Source organism: Microbacterium sp. NPDC088619, assembly GCF_044752825.1.
In the GTDB taxonomy this organism is placed as follows: Bacteria; Actinomycetota; Actinomycetes; order Actinomycetales; family Microbacteriaceae; genus Microbacterium.
The window spans coordinates 2,705,214-2,724,449 of record NZ_JBIVLZ010000001.1 but is presented as its reverse complement, the minus strand read 5'-3'; the positions used below and the strand labels follow the sequence as shown (position 1 = coordinate 2,724,449).

General features: G+C 70.0%; 18 protein-coding genes. 6 read left to right on the top strand and 12 right to left on the bottom strand.

Going from position 1 to position 19,236, the window contains the following annotated elements; genetic code table 11:
• The first annotated feature begins 52 nt into the window (after positions 1-52).
• From ACIP5T_RS13165 to ACIP5T_RS13155, 3 genes are all read left to right on the top strand, one after another.
• Positions 53-1,252 carry a S8 family peptidase gene (locus tag ACIP5T_RS13165; protein WP_400863897.1) on the top strand — a complete coding sequence of 400 codons (1,200 nt, stop codon included), beginning with the start codon at positions 53-55 and terminating at the stop codon, positions 1,250-1,252.
• A gap of 92 nt (positions 1,253-1,344) precedes the next feature.
• Positions 1,345-3,174, top strand: coding sequence for an AMP-dependent synthetase/ligase (locus ACIP5T_RS13160; protein ID WP_400863894.1), 1,830 nt, complete (start codon positions 1,345-1,347; stop codon positions 3,172-3,174).
• Positions 3,175-3,191: 17 nt separating this feature from the next.
• A complete protein-coding gene (locus ACIP5T_RS13155; protein WP_400863892.1) occupies positions 3,192-4,115 on the top strand; it encodes a DUF1295 domain-containing protein in 924 nt (307 codons plus the stop codon).
• An 18-nt stretch (positions 4,116-4,133) separates the two neighbouring features.
• Here the strand turns inward: ACIP5T_RS13155 and ACIP5T_RS13150 are convergent, their stop codons facing one another.
• The 8 genes from ACIP5T_RS13150 to ACIP5T_RS13115 form a co-directional block, all read right to left on the bottom strand.
• Positions 4,134-4,997: a siderophore-interacting protein gene (locus tag ACIP5T_RS13150; protein ID WP_400863889.1), complete on the bottom strand. Its 864-nt coding sequence runs from the start codon at positions 4,995-4,997 to the stop codon at positions 4,134-4,136.
• Positions 4,994-5,866, bottom strand: coding sequence for an ABC transporter ATP-binding protein (locus tag ACIP5T_RS13145; RefSeq protein WP_400863886.1), 873 nt, complete (start codon positions 5,864-5,866; stop codon positions 4,994-4,996). The genes ACIP5T_RS13150 and ACIP5T_RS13145 overlap by 4 nt, the downstream gene beginning before the upstream one ends.
• On the bottom strand, positions 5,859-6,923 hold the full coding sequence (locus ACIP5T_RS13140) for a FecCD family ABC transporter permease (protein WP_400863884.1): 1,065 nt from the start codon (positions 6,921-6,923) through the stop codon (positions 5,859-5,861). Before ACIP5T_RS13140 ends, ACIP5T_RS13145 begins: the two co-directional genes overlap by 8 nt.
• Positions 6,920-7,978 carry a FecCD family ABC transporter permease gene (locus ACIP5T_RS13135; RefSeq protein WP_400863881.1) on the bottom strand — a complete coding sequence of 353 codons (1,059 nt, stop codon included), beginning with the start codon at positions 7,976-7,978 and terminating at the stop codon, positions 6,920-6,922. Before ACIP5T_RS13135 ends, ACIP5T_RS13140 begins: the two co-directional genes overlap by 4 nt.
• A complete protein-coding gene (locus ACIP5T_RS13130; RefSeq protein ID WP_400863879.1) occupies positions 7,975-8,910 on the bottom strand; it encodes an ABC transporter substrate-binding protein in 936 nt (311 codons plus the stop codon). Before ACIP5T_RS13130 ends, ACIP5T_RS13135 begins: the two co-directional genes overlap by 4 nt.
• A gap of 107 nt (positions 8,911-9,017) precedes the next feature.
• Positions 9,018-9,749 carry an alpha/beta fold hydrolase gene (locus ACIP5T_RS13125; protein ID WP_400863876.1) on the bottom strand — a complete coding sequence of 244 codons (732 nt, stop codon included), beginning with the start codon at positions 9,747-9,749 and terminating at the stop codon, positions 9,018-9,020.
• A 4-nt stretch (positions 9,750-9,753) separates the two neighbouring features.
• Entirely contained in the window at positions 9,754-10,065 is a 312-nt protein-coding gene (locus ACIP5T_RS13120) for a DUF2277 domain-containing protein (protein WP_400863874.1), read from the bottom strand.
• A gap of 104 nt (positions 10,066-10,169) precedes the next feature.
• Positions 10,170-10,997, bottom strand: a complete 828-nt coding sequence (locus ACIP5T_RS13115; protein WP_400863872.1) for a LuxR C-terminal-related transcriptional regulator — start codon at positions 10,995-10,997, stop codon at positions 10,170-10,172.
• Between the two features lie 94 nt (positions 10,998-11,091).
• Here ACIP5T_RS13115 and hxlB point away from each other — a divergent pair, with 94 nt between their 5' ends.
• Both hxlB and hxlA read left to right on the top strand, forming a co-directional pair.
• The gene (gene hxlB, locus ACIP5T_RS13110) at positions 11,092-11,673 is read left to right on the top strand and encodes a 6-phospho-3-hexuloisomerase (protein WP_400863869.1); all 582 of its coding nucleotides are present in this window, start codon (positions 11,092-11,094) and stop codon (positions 11,671-11,673) included.
• 46 nt (positions 11,674-11,719) lie between these two features.
• Entirely contained in the window at positions 11,720-12,343 is a 624-nt protein-coding gene (gene hxlA, locus ACIP5T_RS13105; protein WP_400863866.1) for a 3-hexulose-6-phosphate synthase, read from the top strand.
• A gap of 117 nt (positions 12,344-12,460) precedes the next feature.
• Here hxlA and ACIP5T_RS13100 read toward each other — a convergent pair whose 3' ends face one another.
• Positions 12,461-13,294, bottom strand: a complete 834-nt coding sequence (locus ACIP5T_RS13100; protein WP_400863863.1) for a methyltransferase domain-containing protein — start codon at positions 13,292-13,294, stop codon at positions 12,461-12,463.
• Positions 13,295-13,384: 90 nt separating this feature from the next.
• Between ACIP5T_RS13100 and ACIP5T_RS13095 the strand changes: the two genes are divergently transcribed.
• Positions 13,385-14,116: a winged helix-turn-helix transcriptional regulator gene (locus ACIP5T_RS13095; protein WP_400863860.1), complete on the top strand. Its 732-nt coding sequence runs from the start codon at positions 13,385-13,387 to the stop codon at positions 14,114-14,116.
• On the opposite strand, the gene ACIP5T_RS13090 is transcribed toward ACIP5T_RS13095, so the two are convergent.
• The 3 genes from ACIP5T_RS13090 to ACIP5T_RS13080 are packed head-to-tail and all read right to left on the bottom strand — an operon-like array spanning position 14,113 to position 19,209.
• Positions 14,113-14,916: a hypothetical protein gene (locus tag ACIP5T_RS13090; protein ID WP_400863857.1), complete on the bottom strand. Its 804-nt coding sequence runs from the start codon at positions 14,914-14,916 to the stop codon at positions 14,113-14,115. The two genes, ACIP5T_RS13095 and ACIP5T_RS13090, sit on opposite strands and share 4 nt — an antisense overlap.
• 54 nt (positions 14,917-14,970) lie before the next feature.
• Positions 14,971-16,281, bottom strand: a complete 1,311-nt coding sequence (locus tag ACIP5T_RS13085; RefSeq protein WP_400863855.1) for a cellulase-like family protein — start codon at positions 16,279-16,281, stop codon at positions 14,971-14,973.
• 15 nt (positions 16,282-16,296) lie between these two features.
• The gene (locus tag ACIP5T_RS13080) at positions 16,297-19,209 is read right to left on the bottom strand and encodes a DUF5107 domain-containing protein (RefSeq protein WP_400863852.1); all 2,913 of its coding nucleotides are present in this window, start codon (positions 19,207-19,209) and stop codon (positions 16,297-16,299) included.
• Between the last annotated feature and the right edge of the window lie 27 nt (positions 19,210-19,236).

The following is a 19,236-nucleotide window of genomic DNA, read 5'->3' as shown; positions in this document are numbered from 1 at the left end:
CATGGCGAATCGCGCGCGACGATGGATTGCGACCGGAGCAGCACTGGCCGCCATGTCGACTGCAGCAGTGGTACCGAGCGCGGCAGCCGCGCAGGACTTCTCGGCCGGCGGGCCGAACTGGTACATGGACGCGATGAAGATCGCGCCGATCCACGACGCCGGAATCACCGGCGAGGGCGTGACCATCGCCGTGCTCGACGGGGGCCTCTACCTCGACGCGCTGACGCTGCAGGGTGCCGATATCGAGGTTCCCGACTTCGATGGATGCCCGGACCCTCTCGACTACGCACCCACCCAGTACACGCAGTTGCAGCATGGCACCGCGGTGACCTCTCTCATCGTCGGCAACGGCACCTCTGAAAGCGGTGAAGGGCCTCGGGGCATCGCACCTGACGTTCACATCCTGTACTACGGGATGCTCCAGGGCGCAGCCAACGAGGCGCGCGACTGCGAAGCGTTCTACAGCGACGTGCTGGACGACGCCGTTGCCCGCGGTGCAGACATCGTCACGATGTCCGGCGGGTACTCGTTCCTTCACCAGGAGATCTCCCAGCCGACATACGACAGTGTCACGAAGGCGCTGCAGGCAGGGGTCGTCGTCATCGGGGCACTCCCCAACAACGACAGCACCTCGGTGCACGTGCTCAACACGACCAACGGTGTGCTCAACGTCGCGTCCGTGGACGCGACGGCGGCTCCGGCGAAGAAGAAGTATTCGGAGGAGAACATGACTGACCCGAACACCGACGTCGTCGCACCCGGCATTCAGGTCGCCGGGATCGGTTTCAACGACACATGGGGCATGACCGCCTGGAATGGCAACTCCGCAGCCGCACCTCTCGTCGCCGGCCTCGTCGCGCTGGGCATGCAGAAGTGGCCGGACGCGACCCCGGAGCAGCTGATGCAGTCCCTCATCCGCAACACCGGCTCGACGCCGCACGAGCTCGAATGGTCCGCGACCTTCGGACACGGCGTCGTCAACGCCACCCGATTCATCGCCGAAGACCCGACCCAGTACCCGGACGAGAGCCCGCTGTTCACCGACGAGCAGTTCCCCACGTTCGACGAGGTGTACAACCCGCCGTCGCCGACCCCCACACCGGAGCCGGTCGAACGACCGCAGTCGCAGCTGCCGATGGTGCTGGTGAGCCTCGCTCTCGTGGTGCTCCTCGCGCTCGCCGCCCTCGCCGGCGTCATCATCCTCATCGTGTTCGTCGTGAAGCGCAGCCGTCGGGTGCCTGACGACAGCTGACGCTCCGTCTGCCGTCCGCATCCCATCCGATTCCCCGCGGGCTCCGAACAGGAGCAGATGGGCCCGTTCTCGCGCGCCCGAGAGGAGTTCCGATGATCGAGTCATCGACCCCGCCGCTTGCCGACCTCGACGGGTATCGCAACGTCACCGACCTGCTGGCCGCGCGCGCCTCCGTCGCGCCGGATCACGTCGCCTTCGAGGTCAAAGGCGCGGATGCTCGAGGCCCGTGGCGCCCGATCACGACTCGGGAGTTCCTCAACCAGGTGCGCGCTCTGGCGAAGGGCTTCATCGCCCAGGGCGTGCGCCCCGGTGATCCGATCGCGATCATGGCGGCGACACGCTACGAGTGGGCCGTCGCCGACCTCGCGTCCTGGTTCGCCGGCGCCGTGGTCGTGCCGATCTACGAGACGTCGTCGCCGTCGCAGGTGAACGCCATCGTCGCTGACGCCGGCGTGCGCCTGGCGATCGGCGGCACCACGGAGCACGCGGTGCTTCTGCAGGCGGCGCTGACGCAGACGGAACGGATCACGCTCGGGGCATGGACGATGGATGCCGCAGCATCCGGCACTCTCTCCGACCTGGTCGCGCGTGGCGTCGAGGTCACCGACGACGAGCTCGACGCCCGCAGGACCTCGGCCACGCAGGACGACCCCGCGACCATCGTCTACACCTCCGGCACGACGGGCGAGCCCAAGGGTGTCGTGCTCACGCACCGGAACTTCCTCGGTCAGGTGCTCAACATCGCCGCCGCCTACCGCGAGATCGTGAACGAAGGCGGCAACACCGTCATCTTCCTGCCACTCGCCCATGTGCTGGCCCGCGGCCTGCAGCTGATCTGCCTGGCCAGCGGCATGCGCATCGCGCACCTCTCCGACCCGTCGACCGTCGTCGCCACACTCGACACACTGCGTCCGACGTTCCTCGTCGTCGTGCCCCGGGTGCTGGAGAAGATCCAGGCCGCCGCTGCCGCGAAAGCCGCCGACAAGGGGCTCACGAAAGTATGGGCGCGAGCCCGTGCGACGGCGATCGCCTGGGGCCGCCGCGCCGAACAGGTCGACGCCGGCCGGCGAACCACGAGGAACCGCGGACTCGCCCTGCGCCACCGCCTCTTCGACGCGCTGTTCTATCGACGCCTCCGCACCGTGATGGGCGGACGAGTCGGATACATCCTCTCCGGAGGAGCAGCTCTCGAGAGCGACCTCTCGCTCTTCTTCCGCGGCATCGGCGTGCCCGTCATCGAGGGCTACGGACTCACCGAGACGACCGCGCCGCTCACCGGCAATCTGCCCGGCCGCATCGCCTCCGGCAGCGTCGGCTCGCCGCTCCCCGGTCTCACGGTGCGCATCAGCGACGAGGGCGAAGTGCTCGCTCGCGGCGTCGGCGTCTTCGCCGGGTATCGCAATCCGGCCCACGACGAGGACGCCTTCGTGGACGGCTTCTTCCGCACCGGTGACCTCGGGCGGCTCGACGACCAGGGCCGGCTCATTCTCGAAGGCCGACTCAAAGATGTGATCGTCACCTCGAACGGCAAGACGATCGTCCCCACGCGCTGGGAGCGGTCCGTCGAAGCAGACCCACTGGTCTCGCATGCGGTGATGGTCGGCGAGAGCAAGCCGTACCTCTCGGCCCTTCTGGTTCTCGATCCCGAGCAGACGAAGGCGTGGGCGGATGCCGAAGGCGTCGACATCCCCATGCCCCCGCAGCCCGACATCCGCGAGGTCACCGACCCCGCGCTTCGCGCCCACCTGCAGCGTGCCGTCGACGCCGCGAACGCGCTCGTGGCACGCAGCGAGCAGGTGCGTCGCTTCAGCGTGGTCTTCGCCGACCTCGAGGACCGCGGGCTGGTCACACCCACCATGAAACTCAAGCGGAGCGTGGTGCTCGACCGCGCCGGCGCCACCGTCGAAGACCTGTACCTCTGAGAACCGGAAAGAACACCATGTCCTCCCCCACCCCCACGAAGCCCAAGTCCTCGCGCGCCTCGCTCATCGCGATCATCGTCGCGCTCGTCATCGGAGCCCTCGTCGCACTCGCCGGCAGCCAGGGCGGCGCGACGCTCGGCAGCATCCCGCTGTTCGCCCTCGCTGTCGCCGCGGCGTACGCGATCCAGATCCTCGCCTTCATCCCGGCGATCATCCTGCGCACCGAGCGGTTCTTCGACCTCACCGGCAGCCTGACGTTCCTCGCGATCTCCCTGGCCCTCGTGCTGCTGACGCCCTTGCCGGACGCCCGCAGCTGGATCCTCGCGGCGATGGTGATCCTGTGGGCCGCGCGTCTCGGGTCGTTCCTCGCCATGCGCGTGCACAGGGCCGGATCCGACGGACGGTTCGACGAGATCAAGGGCTCCCCCGTGCGCTTCCTGCAGGTGTGGGTGATCCAGGGCGCCTGGGTGTCGATCACCGCGGCAGCGGCCTGGATCGCGATCAGCACGGATGCCGCATCGCGAGCGCCCATCGGGTGGCTGACCGTCGTGGGGATCGTCGTGTGGCTGCTCGGCATGACGATCGAGATCGTCGCCGACGCGCAGAAGTCGGCGTTCCGCGCCGACCCTGCCAACAAGGACGAGTTCATCCGCACCGGACTGTGGTCGAGGTCGCGTCACCCCAACTACTTCGGCGAGATCGTCATCTGGGTCGGTGTCTTCCTCACTGCGGCACCGGTGCTCGCCGGATGGCAGTGGGTCGCGATCCTGTCGCCGCTCTTCGTCATCCTGTTGCTCACACGGGTCAGCGGCATCCCGCTGCTCGAGGCTCGCGCCGAGAAGAAGTGGGGCGACCGCGCCGACTACATCGAGTACCGCGAGAACACGCCCGCGCTGATCCCGCGGCTCACCCGGCCGGCCGTTCGGGAGACTGCGGCATAGGCGCTGAGTGACGCCGTCTCACCCGACGAGCGGCCCTCCGACCTTCCAGTATCCGAGGAAGGACACGCGGTCCTTCGCGATCCCCACCTCAGCCGTGAGGTGGCGTCGGATGCGTGTGGTGACGCCCGATTCGCCCGCCAGCCACACATAGAGCTCGGCATCATCGCGCAGCGTGCCCTGCCGCGCGTCGACCCATTCCCGCAGTGCGCGCTCGACGCCTGCGTCGTCACCGGTCCCTCGAGGGACGACATGGATGCGCGCGTTGTCGGGAGCATCCGCCGAGACGATGTCATCGGCGGGGTCGTCGCACTCGAGGAAGACGTCGGCATGCGAGTCGAGCGACAGCGAGGCGAGGATGCCGCTCACGGCCGGGAACGCCGTCTCATCGGCGACCAGCAGGAAGTGCCGCGCTTCGCCCGGCTGCCAGTGCAGGCCGTACCCGGTCCACCCCATACGGGCGTCCGGCCCGTTGACCACGAGATGATCACCGGGCACGGCCGCGGCCGCCCACGCGGAGGCCGGTCCTGCCGGTTCATGCAGGTAGAAGTCGATGTCGATCTCGCAGGCATCCGCCCTGATCGCCGCTGGCGTGTAGGTACGGAGCACGTTCCGCTCGTCTTCCGGCAGTGCACGCCAGCGGGTGTACCAGTCGGAGGGATGCGGGGTGGGTTCGTCGAGCAGCCCGAAGTCCGCGATGCTGCCGTCGGGCAGGGGCAGCACGACCTTGATCCGCTGGTCCGTGCCCCAGGCGGCGAAGTTCCGCAGGCTCTCTCCGGCGAGCGTCAGCCGGACGAACCGCGGGCTGAGCATCGCGCGCCTGCGCACCTCGACGGGGAACGCGCTGTACGCCCACGGCCGCTCGGCATCCACGGACCCGCTCACGATCGCACTCCCCCGTGGGCGGAGCGGCCGACCGAGGGTGCGGATCCGCGCAGCGGCACCACGAGAGGCCCGCCCGTGACCGGATCTGCGATGACGACGTTCTCAAGACCGAAGACCTCATGCACGCGCTCGCTCGTGATCACCTCGTGCGGCGGCCCCTCGGCGACGATGCGTCCATCGCGCATGGCGATGATGTGCGTCGCGTACCGCGCCGCGTGATTGAGGTCGTGCAGCACCGCCACGAGCGTGCGGCCCTGCGCGTTGAGGTGCGCGAACAGTTCCATGAGCTCCACCTGATGCGCGACATCGAGGAAAGTGGTCGGCTCGTCGAGCAGCAGCAGATCGGTCTCCTGCGCGAGCACCATCGCCACCCACACGCGTTGGCGCTGGCCACCCGAGAGCGCGTCGACCGGACGCGCCGCCAGGTCGGCGGTCCCGGTAGCCTCCAGCGCATGCTGAACGGCCCGCTCATCGGCATCCGACCACTGCCGCATCAGGTTCTGATGCGGATAGCGCCCCCGCGCGACCAGATCGGCGACCGTGATCCCATCGGGAGCCGTCGCGCTCTGCGGCAGCAGCCCGAGCCTGCGGGCGACCTCCTTCGCCGGGTACGAGCCGATCGTCTGCCCGTCGAGCACGACACGTCCGCCCGACGGAGCGAGCAGTCGCGACAGACCTCGAAGAAGCGTCGACTTGCCGCACGCGTTCGGGCCGATGATGACGGTGAAACCGCCGTCTGGCACCGCGACAGACAGCTCGCGCACGATCTCGGTGCGGTCGTACGACAGGCTGATCGCCTCGGCCGACAATCGCGACGCGGCGGTCTCGGTGGACGGGAGACGTTCGGGCGAGGACGGGATTTCAGGCACGGCGGCGGATCTCCAGGATGATCATGAGAACGAGGTAGGCGCCGCCGACGGACACGGTGACGACGCCGACGGGCAGTGATGTGGGCAGCACGTGCTGCGCGATGAGGTCGGCGCCGAGCAGCAGCACCCCGCCGAAGAGGCCCGAGAGCACGAGCGACAAGTGCGGGGTGCGGGCGACGAGGCGCGCGATCTGGGGCGCGGCGAGGGCCACGAACGCGACGGGTCCAGCGACCGTGGTCGCCGCGGCGACGAGCGCGACACCGATGAGCAGCGCCCCGGCGCGGATCGCTCCCGGTCGTACACCGGTCGATGCCGCCATGTCGTCGCCGAGACCGAGCTGGCGCAGCCGCGGCACGAGCATGACCGCGGCGACGACGAACGGCAGAGCGCTCGCGAGAGCCCCCGCGAGCGGCCCGGCGGTGACGCCGTTCAATGATCCGGTTCCCCAGGCCGAGGCGAACATCGCCGTCTCGAGCTCGATCTGCAGCAGCATCCACGTGTTCAGAGAGGCGAGGATCGCCGAGACTCCGATCCCGACCACGATCAGGCGGAACCCCTGCACCCCGCCGCGGGCGGATAGCAGCCAGATCACCGCGGCCGTGACGAATCCGCCGAGGAGTGATCCGACGGTCAGCACCGGCCAACTGCCTGACACGAGCACCAGTGCGAGCAGCATCCCGGTGAATGCGCCGTTGGAAAGTCCGAGGATGTCGGGGCTCGCGAGCGGGTTGCGCGTCACGGTCTGGAACAGCGCGCCCGCGATGCCCAGAAGAGCGCCGACCGTGACCGCGGCGAGCGCCCTCGGGAGTCGCCACTCGATCACGACCGTGCGGTCCATGGCGTCTCCGCCCCCGAGCAGGGTCTGCATCACCTGCTGCGGCGTCAGCGGATAGGCACCGAGTGCCAGAGCGAGCACGGCCAGCACGCAGAGGACGCCGACGGCGACCACGCCCGCGACGACACTGCGCTGACGCACCGGCATCCGCAGGGGACCCGCGCGAAGGATCCACCGGCGGTACCCGACGTCGGTGAGCGCGGTCACTCGCGACTCGCTCACAGCGCACTCGCCGTGCGGCGGCGTGCCAGCACGATCAGCACAGGAGCCCCGACGAACGCCGCCACGATGCCGACCGGCACCTCGGCCGGGGCGATGATGATGCGACCCAGAACGTCGGCAAGAAGGAGGATGACCGGCGCCAGCACGGCGGAGAGCGGCAAGATGACGCGCTGATCCACGCCGAAGGTCCAGCGGATCACGTGGGGCACCATCAGGCCGATGAAAGAGATCGGACCGGCCAGGGCGGTGGCGGCACCGGCCAGCAGGGTGACGGCGGCGATGACACCGACGCGGATGCCCACGACGTTGGCGCCCTGCGCGCGGGCGACATCTTCACCGAGGCCGATGGCATTCAGTCCCGGGGCGAGCAGCAGCGCGAGCACCAGCCCCGCGACCACGAACGGGAGCACCGGCAGGATGACGTCGAAGCCGCGGCCGAGAAGCGACCCGGCATTCCAACTGCGCATGGAGTCGAAGGCCTCGGGGTCGCTCAGCGACAGCCCGGTGGTGATGCCCGAGAGCACGGCCCCGAGCGCGACGCCGGCGAGCGTGAGCCGCAGCGGGTCGGCGGGGCCGCGTCCCGAGGATCCGATCAGGTAGACGGCCACCGTGACCACGAGCGCGCCGAGGAATGCGAGCCACACGAACTGCGACACATCGCGCAGACCGAGAAAGGTGACGCCCAGCGCGACGGCGAGCGCGGCACCGGCGTTGACGCCGAGAATGCCGGGATCGGCGAGCGGATTGCGGGTGAAGGCCTGGATCAATGCACCAGCCACCCCCAGCGCGACGCCGGCCACAAGGCCCGTGACGGTGCGGGGGATGCGCAGATCGAACACGATGTAGTCGGTCTCGGGGGTTCCGCCGCCCTGCAGCGTCGCCCACACCGCCTGCGGGGAGAGCGGGTTCGCGCCGACCGTGAGAGAGAGCAGGACGGCCAGCGTGAGGGCGACCAGGAGGCCGATCGTTCCTCCGACCGCGCGCAGGCCGCGGTGCGGAGAACGTCGACGCCGCGTGAGCGGCGCCGACGTCTCGGTCAGGGAGAGAGCGGTCAACGGCTCGCTTCGAGGTACGTCTCGATGTCGTCGAGCACGGCCTGCGCGCCCTTGGGCCCGACACCCGACACCCAGTAGCTCGTGTCGACCGGGGTCACCGACGGGAAGGCGTCAGCGTTCTGGGTGATCGCTGCGGGGATCTCGGAGGCGTCATCGAGGTCGGTCACGGTGACGAACACGTGATCAGCCTGTGCCGAAAGGATGTTCTCCGGCGAGAGGTCGGCCTGCAGCCCGTCGGCCCAGTCCTGCTCGGGGATCGTGAACCCGGCGCACTCGAGCAGGCTGCCCGAGAACGAGACCGGCCCGTAGAGGCTGAGCGTCGTCTCGTCCCGCGGACGGATCAGCTGCGCGGTCTGACCGTCGACGTCGTATTCGTCTGCCAGAGCCTCGCAGCGCTCGTCGACAGCCTCCAACAGGTCGGCGACCTCGCTCTCACGGCCCAGCGCCTCGCCGATGAGCAGCGCGTTGTCCCGCCACGGGTCAGCCTGAGTCTCGATGAACACGGTGGGTGCGATCGCCGCGAGCTGCTCGTAGAGCTCGGAGTGCCGCGCCTCGGTGCCGAGGATCAGGTCGGGCTTGAGGGCCGCGATCGCCTCGAGATCGGGCTCCGGCACGGTGCCGACGGGCTCGACGCCGTCCGCACCGAGGTAGGCCGGTGCCCCCGTGACGTTGCTGGCGACCGCGCTGCCCACCGGTTCGATGCCGACGGCGACCGCAGTGTCGAGCTCGAGCGGCTCCAGCGTCACCACGCGCTGCGGGTCATCAGGGACGGCCGTCGTGCCGCGGGCGTGCTCGACCTCGTGCGTGTCGGAGGATTCGGCGGGTTCGTCGGTGGCGGCGGTGGGGTCGGCGGCGCAGCCGGCGAGCAGGAGCAGTGCGCAAGTCGAGGCGGCGAGGGCTGCGGAGGCGCGGCGACGGAGGCGGGAGGGCATGGTGAATGACCTTTCGGGACCGGGAGGGGGACGACACCGAGACGATCGGTGTTGGTTAGGCAACCCTAACAGGAACCCCGGCGCCGGTGCCGTGCGGGGTGAGTCGCTCAGAGCACGTCGGCGATGACCTCGAACGTGCGCTCAGGGTCTTCCAGTTGCATGTCGTGATGAATGCCGGCGATCCGGCGGATCTCCCACCCCTCCCGCTCGAGCGCCTCGGCCATCGCGTCCGGCAGCACAGCGGGAGACTCGTCGGAGAGCACGATCGTCGACGGCACAGCGGGCGGCGCGATCGTGACGGGATGGAAGGCCACCTCGCGGAACACCCCGATCGCCATCTTCGAGTCGAACAGCTGCTGACTCTTCTTCATCGAGGAGCGGATGCTCTCGGGATACGCCGCACGCTGGGCGGCACTGCGGCGCGACTGACGCAGCCCGACGACCCCGAGGGTGAGGGCGGGGATCGCCCAGAAGGCGCGGCCGGCGAAGCCGGTGGTGGGCAGTGCGAGCCCGAAACCGGGGTCGAGGTAGATCGCGCGCTGGGGGCGCAGACGCTCGACGGCACGGACGAGGACCGCACCTCCGAGTGAGTGCCCCATCACACTGTGCAGGCCCTGCGGAAGAGACTCCACGACGTCGTCGGCGATCTCGGCGAGCCCGTACGAGGGTGCCCGGTCACTGCGCCCGTGCCCGCGGAGGTCGACCGTCGTGACCGTGTACCGCCCCGTGGACAGCATCCGTTCGATCAGCGGCTGCCAGGCCGTGCCGTCAGCGCCGAGACCGTGGATGAGTCCGACGTGGCGTTCGCCCGTGCCGGCCGTCGTGGTGTGAAGGTGCATTCCGTCATTCTGCCCGAGCAGCGCGTTTGGCCTGCTGGAAGACGCGGATCGCCTCGTACCTCTCGGCCGACCGCGCCTGTCGCTTCTCCCGCTGTTCGTCGCGGTTCTTCGGGGGTGCCGTCGTCACGAGACCGTCGAGCAGTTGCCGCACCGAGCGCTCGATCTCGGCGACAGCTCGGTCGAACACTTCCTGGTTCGCCCGCGACGGCGCGTTGGCGCCCGAGATCTTGCGCACGAACTGCACGGCGGCCTCGTGGCACTCGACGTCGGTCGCCGGCGGCTCGAGATTGTTCAGGGGAATGATGTTGCGGCACATGCCTGTCAGGCTAGATCGCTGAGCGCCGGAGTCAAGAGGCTGTCGCGGCACGACGACCTCCGCCCCATCCTTTCGACCAGCTCCGCCCCTACTCGTCCGGGTGGTCAGCCGCGGGCGATGGCGGCCAGTTCGACGCGCGACGCGACGCCGGACTTGCGCAGCAGGTTCGACACGTGGAACTTCACCGTGTTCTCGCTCACATTCAGCGTCTCGGCGATCTCGCGGTTGCGACGCCCCGCGGCCACCAGGCGAAGAACGTCGCGCTCGCGGGGGCTCGCGTCGATCGCATCCGGCAGTTCGCCGGGTTCGGCGGGCGGATCGAGAGGCAGGCGGATGCCGACCTCCGACCCCCATCCGGGCGTCGAGGCCACCGACAGGTCGCCAGAAAGTGCAGAGACCTGCTCGGCGATCGGGCGAAGTGCGTCGTCGTGCGTCGTCAGGTCTCCCCGGCCGTCATCGCGGATCGCGATCAGCAGGTTCAGTCCGTCGCAGTCCCATTGGATGCGCACTCGTCTCGTCTCTCCGCGGTCGACGATCGCCAGCACGGTGCTTCGGACGATCGACCGCGCCGAGTGTGCGATCACCCCGGGGAGTGCCCGTCCGTTGGCCGGCGGCTCGACGAACTGCACGTCGAGCTCGCTGTAGCGCACCAGCGGGCGCAGGTCGCCGCGCAGACGCTCGAAGGCGCCCGTCACCGGCTCGAGTCCTGCTCCCTGCTCGTCGTTGAGCGTCCGGAGTCCGACCAGCGCGCCGGCCGCGACATCGACCGCGATCGTGCGAGCCGCCCGGTCGTCGAGCCTTTGCGAGCGCAGCGTCGCGAGCAGCGATTCGAGGGTGAGGGCGTAGCGGTCCCGCTGCTCGGCGAGAGCGAGCGCATGGTCTGCGGCCAGTCGGCGTGAGGCCGCCGGGCCCACTTGCTCTTCGATGCTCATGAACACCTACTCTATCCGGCCCCCTTCCTTCGGGTAGGTGGAACGGTCCCGAGGCAGGAGCGCCCGAGGGGCGAGCGCTCGCGAGAGTGGAGACATGCCTCTCACCGCCACGATCTCGCCCGGCGCCGCCATCTCCCTCATCGCGAACGAGCTGCTCCGCGTCTCGGAGCGCACCAGCGTCGCGAACGCGCATCAGCTCATCGACCTGGCAGACCTCGTCGCCGATGCCCGGCGCGTCTTCCTGCTCGGCGCCGGACGCTCAGGGCTCGCCCTGCGCATGACGGCGATGCGCCTCATGCACCTCGGGCTCGACGTGCACGTGGTCGGCGACACCACCACTCCGGCTATCGAGGCCGACGATCTGCTGCTGACGGCGAGCGGGTCGGGAACCACCGAATCGATCGTGCGAGCCGCGCAGCGCGCCTCGTCGGTCGGGGCGCGCATCGGCGCGCTCACGACCGCGGAGACCTCGCCCCTGTCGGAGCTCGCCGACGTCGTCGTGCGAGTGCCTGCCGCTCAGAAGCTGGACCGCACGGCCGATGCCTCGCACCAGTACGCCGCGAGCCTGTTCGAGCAAGCCGTCGTCGTCATCGGCGACGGACTCTTCCACGCGCTCTGGCAGCGCCAGGGCACCAGCGCCGACGACCTCTGGCCGCGCCACGCGAACCTCGAATGAGCGGCCGCCGCCCCACCATCCACCCCGCAGAACGAACGGAACACTCATGAAACTGCAGTTCGCCATCGACACGCTCAGCACCGAGAAGGCCCTCGAACTCGCCGCCGCCGCGGCCGCGCACGTCGACATCCTCGAGCTCGGCACCCCGCTGATCAAGAGCGAGGGCCTCTCGGCGATCACCGCCCTCAAGAACGCCCACCCCGACAAGGTGATCTTCGCCGACCTCAAGACCATGGATGCCGGTGAGCTCGAGGCCGACATCGCCTTCGGCGCGGGTGCGGATCTCGTGACGGTGCTCGGTGTGGCCGACGACAGCACGATCACCGGCGCGGTGAAGGCCGCGAAGAAGCACGGCAAGGGCATCGTCGTCGACCTGATCGGCGTGGCCGACAAGCCCGCCCGCGCGCAGCAGGTCATCGGCCTCGGCGCAGAGTTCGTCGAGATGCACGCGGGTCTCGACGAGCAGGCGCAGGACGGCTACTCGCTCGACAGCCTGCTCACCGACGGCAGGGCATCCGGCGTCGCCTTCTCGGTGGCCGGTGGAGTGAATGCCGCGAGCATCGCCGCCGTGCAGGCGTCCGGCGCGCAGGTCGCCGTCGCCGGCAGCGCGATCTACAGCGCCGACAACGTCGGTGACGCCGCAGCCGCGCTGCGTGCCGCGATCAGCTGACGACTGCAGAGCGAGGGGCCGACCGGTGATTCCGGTCGGCCCCTCTGCGCGTGGACCCGCCACGACGTCTCCGGCCGTCTCTTCGAGCGAGGACGAACACACGCCGGCGGCGCCGCTCTAGACGACCCTCGCCGTCACCAGCAGGTACTCCCACGGCATCGTCCCGGCGTCGAGGTGCTTCTCGCCGAGCGCGACCAGCGCAGCATCCAGTTCCCCGCGCCGCTGCTCGTCGTCACCCACCGCACGATAGGCGGCAGCCGTCGGCCCGTAGAAGTCGCGGAAGAAATCGCGGAACTCTGCTCCAGACGCGAATCGGTCGACGGCCAACTTCCGACGCTCCATCGACAGATCGGTCACGCGATCTCCGAGAAGGTCGCGCACGTGCTGCTCGTCACCCCACAGCGGCGGCGGCTGCACTCCCGCGGGAGGGGCGGGGACGAACTGCTTCAGTGTGGCGAACAGTTGACCGACGAACCCCTCCGGCGTCCAGTTGATCAATGCCAGCCTGCCGCCTGGGCGCACGACCCGGGTCAGCTCGCTCGCTGCGACCTCGTGGTGGGGCGCGAACATGACGCCGACGCACGACAGCACCGCGTCGAACGAGTCGTCGGCGTAGGGCAGCGCCTCGGCATCCGCCTCCTCGAATGCGAGCTCGACGCCCTGACGCGCGGCATCCTTCCTGCCGATCTCGAGCAGCTCGGGGGTGAGGTCGCTGGCGACGACGGATGCTCCGGCACGAGCGGCCTCGATCGACGCGTTGCCGGTGCCGGCGGCGACGTCGAGCACCCGGTCGCCCGGCCCGACGCCGCTCTCTGCGACGAGCACGCGACCGAGTTCGGGGATCACCTCACGTGCGACGGCGGCATAGTCGCCGAGCGCCCAGACGACTCTGTGCTTCGCCTTCAGCGCGCGATCGGCTTCGGCCTGAAGATCGGTGGTGGTGATGTTCATGATGGGCTCCTCTGCCTTGTGCTCCTCACGCTACGAAGCCCCCGCAGACCGCTCTAGTATCGGATCTGTACCGGGTCTATCGTGAGGCTCGTGGGCGCCCCCTATTACCAGTTCTGCCCCGTCGCCAAGGCGATGGAGCTGCTGGACGAGCGATGGACGATGCTCCTGCTGCGCGAGCTGCTGCTCGGCACCGAGCACTTCAACGACCTGCGCCGCGGCCTCCCCCGCATGTCGCCCACTCTGCTGTCGCATCGGCTCGACCAGCTGCAGCGCGCCGGGCTGATCGAGCGGATCGCCCAGGGCGCCGACGTCCGCTACGTGCTCACCCCGGCGGGTGCCGAGCTGCGGCCGGTCGTCGAGCAGCTCTCGGCATGGGGCGTGCGATGGATCGGCGAGCTCGGCGACGCCGATCTCGACCCCAAGCTGCTGCTCTGGGACATGCATCGCAACATCGACCACGAGACCGTTCCGGAAGCGCGCACGGTGATCGCACTGCACTTCACCGATGCGAGCCCGGCGCAGCGACGGTGGTGGCTCGTGATCCACGACGGCGACGCCGACGTCTGCGATGCCGACCCCGGCTACGACGTGTCGGTCGAGGTGCGGTGCACCCTGCGGGCCCTGACCCGGTTCTGGCGCGGCGACATCGAATGGACGACGCTGCTTCTCGCTGAAGAGGCCACGGCCACGGGCCCGAGTCACCTGCGGCGAGCGCTGCCGTCGTGGTTCACGCGGCCGGGTTATGCAGCGGTGCCGAGGGCGGGTGCGCCAGTGCTGGCTTCGGCGGGCGGCGGCGTGCGCGCCGCATCTCCCGTCGCCTAGTCAGAGCCGCTGTCGAGGAACACCCTGACCCGATCGCCGTCGAGCACGAACTGCAGCGCCGTGCCCGAAGGGTAACGGTCGACGAGTTCGCCCGGGCTCTCGCCATCGATCGGCATCACGAAGGCCGCCGGGAACGACCCCACACTGCACGTCCCGTAGATCCGGCCGCTGGTATACGACGATCCGTCGGGATCCGACTCCGGCGGCACGTCCTCCGTCGGGGTGGCGTTGAGGCAGCGACTCTCCGACGAACGGTCACCCGACTCCGAGACCCACCCGGCGGTCGCGAAGAGCGTCAGGCCGTAGAACTCGACCGCCGCGACATCCTCCTCTGCTCCGAACCAGCCGGGTGGCACGGCTCCGGTGCGGGTCAACTCGAGCGTCGCGATCTGCGGCGCCTGCGCGGATGCCGAGAACATGGGGATCGACACGAGCGTGTAGGTGATCGCCGCCGCGATCACCGCGGTCACCACGACCGATGCCGCCCAGAGCAGCGCCTGGCGTCGCGCGGTCCAGCCGAATCGCCCGGAGGTCTCGGGCGCAGCACCCTCGTCGTCCCAGAGGGAGTCCTCGTCCCACCCCTCGCCACGGTCGGAGCGGGCGGCGTCGCCCTCGGCAGCGGGTGCGGGGCTCGGCTCGGGAGTCGACCGGGCGTGTTCCCGCCTGACGGGTGCCGCCATGCGCGCCGACTCCAGCTCCTGCAGTCGGCGCATCGCGGCGGGATCCGACGCGATGTCGGCACGGGGCCCGTAGGCGCGGGCGCGCAGCTCGCGCAGTTCATCGTCGGCTGTGGCGTCCATCCCCGGCATCGTCTCACGACAAGGGGGCACAGACCTCGGGCTTGCACCTGCGCGTCACGTCCCGCTCGAGAGCACCCTCGCGTTCAGCCTCCGCTGCCAGTCGCGGAGCGTCCACATCGGATGGTGCGGAGCGGCGTTCGAGCACGGCACGACTCCCCAGACCCCGGCGCGGAGCGCAGCATCCACGCCGCATTCGGCGAACTCGAGCCCGTACTCGCTCTCTTCGTACCAGGCGTTCAGGGGCGTGTAGCCAAGCCACCCCTCGCCGATCACGGCGGGCACCTGTCGCCAGTGCGCCCACGCTGCGACCGCCGCGACCCGCGACTCGATCTCGCGACGCATCATCAGCCGATAGGGGGCGGCGTGCTCGTCGAGCCAGGCATCCCACAGCCCCGGATCCACCCAGTCGTAGCCGTAGATCATCTGGTCGGTGACGACCGTGGCGCGCAGCTTCCACTCGGCGGGTCGCCCGTACTCGGCGGGGGTGGGAGCACCATCGACGAGCAGCGACCGCAGCATCGCATTCGGGAACCCCTCCGACTGCTCGGACCGGATGTCGATGAGCTGCTGCAGCGCGTCGAGCACGCCGTAGCTGTAGACGTGGAACTGCGCCGCCCCGAGAGCATCCGACACCTGGTGCATCGCCAGGTGCGGCGGCTTGCCGTAGCTCGCGGTGATGAGCAGATCAGGATGCTGCTGTCGCAGCCCCGCGAGTGCCCGCTCACCCGAGCCGGTCAGCGCCGGGAGGATCGAGAAGTCCACCTCGTTGTGCAGCTCGACGAGTGCGATCTGCGAGCGTAGCCCGAGATCCGTCACCCAGTCGATGAGCCGGTCCCACGCGGCGGCAAGGTGGTCGTACCGCTCGGCGAGAGGCACCGCGTCGATCGCCTCGAACCATCTCGACGACCGCGCGAAGCTCGGGGACTGCTGATACTCCCAGCTCGCGAAGATCACGACGAGTCCGTGCCGCTTCGCCGCCTCCAACAGCTGACGCAGACGATCGAGCAGATCGATCCGATAGCCGCCCGGCACGTCGTACCAGCGGGTGCCCCGGCCGTAGCAGCTACCGTCGAGAGCTGCGCCGAGCCCCTCGATCTCGAGGTCTCGCGAGAGGTCCGACAGCTCGGGGTGGCCGAACAGCAGCAGCGGGGCGGCGCAGATGCGGATGCAGTTGTAGCCGAGATCCGCAGCGTCTGCGCAGGCCCGGTCGAGATCCGCATAGGGCTCGCCCTCCCCCGCCCTCGTGTACCAGGAGAAGTCCCAGAGCGTGATCGACAGCCGCGCGGGCAGATGCGCGGGCACACCGAGCGGCATCGGCCCGCCGGCATCCGACTCATGTCCGGTGCCCAGGTAACGCTCGGTCATCGCCGGGCTCCCTCGTCAGTCGTCATGGCTCCCCCGGGTGAACAGCAGCAGCTCGGGAAGGCTCGTCGCGAAGTAGTCCGTCTCGCCCGACTCGTGGCGTGCCACGGGCGGCGTGTACGGGCTGCGGGCCTCGCCGAGGTTCGACGGCGGGTCGGCCGTCGGCAGGCCGAGCGCCGCCAGGGTCGCATCCCACGCGGCGAGCGCCTCGCCTTCGCCGCCCTCCCACGGCCGGAACTCGCGTCCGGTGAGGATCGCGTAGGCCCGTGTGGCCTCGCCGACGGCCAGCAGCAGCCGCACATAGGCGATCGCGAAGTCGTCGCGCGTCAGCACGAGCGCTTCGAGCGGTCGCAGGCGCTCGTATCGCGTGGCGTCGTCGTGCCCCAGACGCGCGGCCAGCTGGTCCTGCTCGTATCGCAGACGGGCGTCGCCGGGCGCTGCGTCGACCGCCTGCTCGTACAGGGCCCAGGCGCGGTCGTCATCGTGCGTGACCGAGTAGGCGGCGAGCGCCGCATCGCGCAGCAGCACGGGGTGACGCAGGCCGAGTTCGATCGCCGCATCCCACTCGGCCGCAGCCTCGGTGCGCCTGCCCGACGCGTAGAGCAGGGTTCCGCGCAGCATCCGGGCCGTGGCGTCGTCGGGTTCGGCGGCGACCGCCCGGTCGAGGGCGTCGAGCGCGTCGAGTCCCGACGGGAAGGCCCAGGTGAGATCGGCTTCGCGCGCCCGGTGCCGGTGCGCGGCGGCCTCGGCCGACCGCCCCTCCGCGTCGAGGATCGCCGCCGCGAGATAGTGGGCGATCGGACCGAGGTTGCCGCTCGGCGTCACCGCGGCCGACTGCACCCGGGCCAGCAGCAGCAGAGCGGATGCCGCGTCGCCGGCGTCGCGCACCTCCAGCGCCACGTCGAGCAGGATCCCGGTGTCGTGGATCTCGTGCCCGGCCAGGAACCGGATCGTGGCCGCGAGGGGGTCGGCGTCGAGAGCACGGTCGAGCACCCGCTGCGCCTCTGCGTCGCGTCCGGAGCGGCGGAGCAGGATCGCCCGCAGCGCGATGCGCCGCGGGTCGTGCGCGGCGACCTCGTCGAGCTCGTCGAGCACGCGCGTCGCGGCGCGATCCTGGCCCTGGTGCGCGAGCGACTGGGCGAGTGCGAACCCGGCGGCCGCGGTCCACGCGCCATCCCACCCTGCCTTTCCGAACGCCTGCTGCGCCTCGACCACGTGGCCGAGGCGGGACTGCACGAGACCGAGCAGATAGAAGGCTTCGGCATCGACCGGGTTCGCGTTGCGTCGGGTCAGGCGGGCGACAGCCGCGCGGACGTGAGCGAGGGCGTCTTCGTGGTGCCCCTGTCGGTACAGCCGGTCGGCCACCGCCAGGTTGGTGCGGGCATCGCCCGGATCCCGTTCGAGCGCAGCACGCCAGTAGGGCATCGGCGACCGGGTCGGATGCCGGTACTGGCTGAGGTGCAGACCGGTGAGGTACAGCTCTTCGACCGACTCGGTGGCCTCGGGCGACGGCGGCTCCTCGGCGACCCAGGGCTCCTCGGAATCGACCACCGTCGGCGCCCACCGCACCAGCACGCGCCCGCCGGCGTCGAGCACCCGCACCTCGAGGTCCCCGTCGTGGCCGTGGCCGCGCGTGCGGACGACTGCCGGCACACCAGGATCCAGGTCGACGGCGTGAGTCTCGACCGTCTCGCCCGCGGACTCGACCAGCACCCTCGCACCGGGACGGCGGGCGGTCGCCGCGACCGAGACGACCAGGTCGTCGCCGTCGCGATCGATGTGCACCGCGGCATCCGGTGTCGCCTGATGCACGACCCCGATCGCGGGCACCGGGTACCAGTACTGCGTGAAGGTCTTCGTCTCGCCCGGCAGCAGCCACGAGAAGTCCGGCTGGTTGTCGGTGTAGACGCCCGCCATCAGCTCGACGTAGGGGCCGTCGAGGTCGGTCAGCTGCGCGTCCCACGCATGACCGAAGGCCGCATCGCCCCAGGTCCACATCTTCTTGCCCGGCGACACCCGGCGCTCGGCCCAGTGCACGAACCCGGCCCCTGCCGCGTGGTCGTAGCCGCCGAAGAAGTCCTGCTGCGAGTCGACGATCATGTACGACGTCGGCACGGGGATGTTGCGGTACCAGTCGATCCGATCGGCGCCGGGGGTCTCCGCCGCGCGAGCCGGGTAGTCGACGCCGTAGTACGGGCGATCCGCCGCCGGGAACGAGGTGAGCGCGCGGCGGGCGTGATCGGCCACGTGGCGCACGTCCTCGGGAAAGAACGCCTGGTAGTCGTCATGCACTCGGGCCGCGACGTTCGCCCACCAGAGGAAGCTCTGGCGCTCCTTCGTGCGGTTGTGCAGCCGCACCGCGAGCTCGACCACCGAGCTGCCCGGCCGCAGGCGCACGCCGTGCTGCGCCGACATGCGGGCGAACGGATCGTGGTCGTGGCACCAGAGGGTGACCGTGCCGTCGTCGTCGGTCTCGATGCTCGTCTCGACCTGCAGGCAGGTGGCGGGTCGGTGGTGCTGCGGCCAGTTGAACTCGACACCACCGCTGATCCACGGGCCCGCGAGACCCACGAGAGCCGGCTTGATGACGTTGTTGCGGTAGAAGAAGTCGTAGCCGGTGACCTTGTCGTACCCGACGTGGATGCGCCCGCCGAGCTCGGGCAGCACGACGAGGCGCACGTACTCGTTCTCGAGGTGAACGGCGTCCCACTCGCGCGGAGTCGGCTGATGGTCGACGCTCTCGATGAAGGGGATCGGATACACCGCTCCGCTCGACCCCTGGTAGACCCGGCGATCGAGGAACATCGGATACGGGCTCGGCACCCCGGTCTCGTAGGTCGCGATCGTGAGCGGTTCACGCCAGGCCACGGGCCGACCGGCCTCGAGGGTCGGCCGCAGCCTCTGCGGCACCTCGGGAAGCTCGATCGTCATGATTCTCCTCGGACTCGGCGGGCCACG